Source organism: Rhodopseudomonas sp. B29, assembly GCF_000333455.1.
Taxonomy (GTDB): Bacteria; Pseudomonadota; Alphaproteobacteria; order Rhizobiales; family Xanthobacteraceae; genus Rhodopseudomonas.
Window position 1 is genome coordinate 1 of sequence record NZ_BADD01000583.1, and the last position, 4,212, is coordinate 4,212.

Consider the following 4,212-nt stretch of genomic DNA (forward strand, 5'->3'; position numbering starts at 1 on the left):
CTTCCGAAAGCGCGGACTTCCTGCCAATAGATGCGCATGTCCGAGGTTTCCGACGGTGCGTCCAAGATTGAACTGCGTGCCGCAGCCCTGGCGCGGCGCGCCGCGCTGCCTGATTCCGATCGCGCCGCTGCCGCCGCTGCGCTGGCCGCGCGAGCACTGCCGTTCGACCTCCGGCCCGGCAGCATCGTTTCCGGCTATATGCCGATGCGCGGCGAGATCGACCCGCGGCCATTGATGCAGGTCTTGGCCAGCCGCGGTGCGGTGCTGGCGCTGCCGGTCGTCACCGGCCCGGCGCGGCCGCTGCGTTTCCGCCGCTACCAACAGGGGGATGCGCTCGAGCGCAGCCGGCTCGGCATTCTCGAGCCGCTAACGGCCGCGCCCGAGGTGGTCCCGGACATCCTGCTGGTGCCGCTCGCGGCGTTCGATGCGCTCGGCCATCGCATCGGCTACGGAGCCGGACATTATGACGCGACGCTGGAGGCGCTGCGCGCGCAGCGCCAGGTGATCGCCGCCGGGCTCGCTTTCGCAATGCAGCAGATCCCGGCCGTGCCGGCCGCGGCGCACGACGTCGTCTTGGATTATGTGCTAACCGAGCAGGACACGCTCATTTTCCGGAGAGGGTAGGTTGCGCATTCTGTTCATCGGCGATGTGGTCGGCAAAGCCGGCCGTGTGGCGATCGCCGAGTATCTCCCGGGTCTGATCCGTGACTGGCAGCTCGATTGCACCATCATCAACGGCGAGAACGCCGCCGGCGGCTTCGGCATCACCGAGGCGATCTACAATGATTTCCTCGACGCCGGCGCCGACGCGGTGACGCTCGGCAACCACGCCTGGAATCAGAAAGAGGCACTGGTGTTCATCGAGCGCGCGCCGCGCCTGATCCGGCCGGCGAATTTCCCGCGCCACACCCCGGGCCGCGGCTCGGCGCTGATCGAGACCCGCAAGGGCGCGCGGGTGCTGGTGATCAACGCCATGGGCCGCGTCTTCATGGAGCCGCTCAACGATCCGTTCGCCGCGGTCGGCCGTGAACTCGACGCCTGTCCGCTGCGCGAAGCCGCCGATGCCATCGTGGTCGATTTCCACGGCGAGGCGTCGAGCGAAAAGCAGGGCATGGGCTTCTTCTGCGACGGCCGCGTCAGCATGGTGGTCGGCACGCATACGCATGTGCCGACCGCGGACTATCAGATCCTGCCGAACGGCACCGGCTACATGACCGACGCCGGCATGACCGGCGACTACGATTCGGTGATCGGCATGCACAAGGACGAGCCGCTGCACCGCTTCACCACCGGCATCCCCCAGGGCCGCTTCGAACCGGCGAACGGCGAAGCCACGCTCAGCGGCGTTGCGCTGGAAACCGACGATGCCACCGGCCTCGCGGTGAAGATCGCCCCGGTGCGCATCGGCGGAAGGCTGGAGCCGGCGCGGCCGGGATTTTGGACGAGTTAGTCGATCCGTAGGGTGGCGCTGAGCGCAGCGAAGCCCACGCGCCGGAGGCTGCGCCGCTGCCGCGTGGGCACGGCGCTGTCGCGCCTTTGCCCACCCTACGAACTGTCCCACACCCATCACCCATCGTTCGTCATTCCGGGCTCGCGCTTCGCGCGCCCCGGAATGACGAGAGAGGTCGTGCGCGCTCCGGAATGACGGCAGTGGGCTCAGTACCTGTCCGGCACGTACATGTCGTCCGGGATCGGGGTGCGATGGTAGTCGGGATGGTGGATGCGCGGAGGCAGCACCACCGGGTCGTAGGGCACCTGCTCGTAAGGAATTTGCTCGAGCAGATGCGCGATGCAGTTCAGCCGCGCCTTCTTCTTGTCGACGGCGTGGACGACGTGCCACGGCGCTTCGGCAATGCTGGTGCGTTCCAGCATCTCTTCCTTGGCCTTGGTGTAGTTTTCCCAGCGCGCCCGCGACTGCACGTCCATCGGGCTCAGCTTCCATTGCTTCAAGGGATCGTTGATCCGCATCATGAAGCGGAGCTGCTGTTCGTCGTCGGTGATCGAGAACCAGTATTTGATCAGGATGATGCCGGAGCGCACCAGCATGCGTTCGAATTCCGGCACCGAACGGAAGAACTCCTCGACCTCGGGCTCGGTGCAGAATCCCATGACCCGCTCGACGCCGGCGCGTTTGTACCAGCTGCGGTCGAACAGCACGATCTCGCCGCCGGCCGGCAGATGCGACACGTAGCGCTGGAAGTACCACTGGGTGCGCTCGCGCTCGCTCGGCGCCGGCAGCGCCGCGACCCGGCAGATGCGCGGGTTGAGCCGCTGGGTGATGCGCTTGATGACGCCGCCTTTGCCGGCGGAGTCGCGGCCCTCGAAGATCACCACGACCTTGAGCCGCTGGTGCTGGACCCAGCTCTGCAGCTTGACGAGTTCGCCCTGCAGACGGAACAGCTCCTTGAAATACATCCGCCGGTCGATGGTCTCGGCCGGCGAATGATCGGCGAACTCGTTGGTCAACGCGTCGATGCGGTCGTCATCGATCTCGAGTTCCAGCTCCTCGTCGAAGCTGTCGAGCATTTCTGCTGCGATGCGCTGCGTCACCGACAGATGATCGTCAGCGGCGGCGGTCGCCGGCTTCTTGATCTTCCTGACGACTTTTTGGATGGGCTTGGGCGCAGCCTTGCGGGGCATTGAAAGTCTCCGGTCGCTCGATCGTCGCCGGAAAATGGCCTGCGGTATTTGTCAGCGTGATGACATCTGCCGCGCCGCGATGTCGCTATTTGTGTTCCCGCGCCGCTCCGAAACGCAGCACGGCGTCGACCAGACGATCGACGTCTTCGCACGCCGTGCGGTGATTGACGATGGCGGCCCTGATGGCGAACTTGCCGTCGATGGTGGTGGCGGAAGGTGCGGCTATGCCCGACTCGTGCAGGTCGGCGACGATTGCGGCGTTGAACGCATCGATGTCGCTACCTTCGCGAGCGTCGCGGTGGCGGAAGCAGACGATGTTGAGTTCCACCGGCGCCAGCAATTCGAGCTTCGGCTCGCGGCGCACGCGCGCTTCAAGATGTCGCGCCACCGCACAAGTATTGGCGATCATCGCGCCGAGGCGTTCGGTGCCGTAGGTCTTCAGCGTGAACCAGGTCTTCAGTGCGCGGAAGCCGCGCGACAGATCGGGGCCATAGTCGCACGGCCAGTGCGAGCCGGCGGCGAGGCCGCGGGTCTCGCGGCGCAAATAAGCGGCCGGCGCCGCGAACGTGGCGCGATGGGCTTCGCCGTCGCGCACGATCAGGAAGCCGGCGTCGTAATTGACCTGGCCCCATTTGTGGAAGTCGAGCGCGACCGAATTGGCTTCGCTCAGTCCCTTCAGCTTCGGCGCGATCTGCGGCGACAGCATGCCGAGCGACCCGAACGCGCCATCGACATGAAACCACAGGCCTTCGTCGCGGCACAACTCGGCCAGCGTCGCGAGATCGTCGATCGCGCCGACATCGACGGTTCCGGCCGAGCCAGTCACCAGAAAAGGCTTCAGACCCGCGGCGCGGTCGGCCGCGATCTGCTCGCGGAGTGCGCCGATATCCATGCGATGACGGTCGTCGAACGGGATGCGTCGCAGCGCATCGCGGCCGAGGCCGGCCAGATCGGCGGCCTGCGTCACGCAGCCGTGCGCGGCGGCCGAGGCGTAGGCGGTGGGCACCGCGCCGTCGAGGCCGCGGTCGCGCACTTGCGGTCCCAGCGCGTGGGTCCGCGCCACCAGCAGCGCCATCGCGTTGGCCATCGACGAGCCGGTCACGAACACGCCGCTCGCAGTTTCGGGAAAGCCGAACAGTTCGCGCACCCAGCGCACGATCTGGCGCTCGACCTCGATGCCGACGTGATTACGTCCGCCGCAATTGGCATTGAGCCCCGCCGCCAGCATGTCGGCCAGCATGCCGACCGCGGTGCCGCCGCCGTGCACCCAGCCCATGAAGCCGGGATGGACATTGCCGGTCGCGTAGGGCGCGATGTGATCGGTGAAGTCGCGATAGACCTCGGCGAGCGGCGTGGCGCCGCGCGGCAGCGTCTCGCGGAAGCTCGCCTGCACTTCGATCGGCATCGGCTGCCACACCGGCCGCTCGCGCACCTCGGCGATGTAGTCGATCATGTCGTCGAGCATCCGGTGCGCGTCGGCCCGAAAGGCGTCCCAGTCCTGCGGATCGAGGCTGGTGCTCTCGATCCGGTCGGCGCCCGCGCGCTGCGTAGCGCTCACGCCACGTTTTTGCC

4 protein-coding genes are annotated in these 4,212 nt (G+C 67.0%); 2 read left to right on the top strand and 2 right to left on the bottom strand.

Features of this window, described 5'->3' with window-relative positions; genetic code table 11:
• Positions 1–36 precede the first annotated feature (36 nt).
• A complete protein-coding gene (locus I5M_RS20870; RefSeq protein ID WP_031337241.1) occupies positions 37–624 on the top strand; it encodes a 5-formyltetrahydrofolate cyclo-ligase in 588 nt (195 codons plus the stop codon).
• Position 625: 1 nt separating this feature from the next.
• Positions 626–1,450, top strand: coding sequence for a TIGR00282 family metallophosphoesterase (locus I5M_RS20875; RefSeq protein WP_022723176.1), 825 nt, complete (start codon positions 626–628; stop codon positions 1,448–1,450).
• Positions 1,451–1,656: 206 nt separating this feature from the next.
• On the opposite strand, the gene ppk2 is transcribed toward I5M_RS20875, so the two are convergent.
• Both ppk2 and I5M_RS20885 read right to left on the bottom strand, forming a co-directional pair.
• Positions 1,657–2,526: a polyphosphate kinase 2 gene (gene ppk2, locus I5M_RS20880; RefSeq protein WP_244432063.1), complete on the bottom strand. Its 870-nt coding sequence runs from the start codon at positions 2,524–2,526 to the stop codon at positions 1,657–1,659.
• 199 nt (positions 2,527–2,725) lie between these two features.
• Positions 2,726–4,198, bottom strand: a complete 1,473-nt coding sequence (locus tag I5M_RS20885; RefSeq protein ID WP_022723178.1) for a pyridoxal-dependent decarboxylase — start codon at positions 4,196–4,198, stop codon at positions 2,726–2,728.
• Positions 4,199–4,212 lie beyond the last annotated feature (14 nt).

What these genes read in the sequence shown, in the direction of transcription:
- I5M_RS20870 (WP_031337241.1), top strand. Translation starts at nt 37, where the DNA reads ATGTCCGAGGTTTCCGACGGTGCGTCCAAGATTGAACTGCGTGCCGCA.
- ppk2 (WP_244432063.1), bottom strand. Translation starts at nt 2,526, where the DNA reads ATGCTCGACAGCTTCGACGAGGAGCTGGAACTCGAGATCGATGACGAC.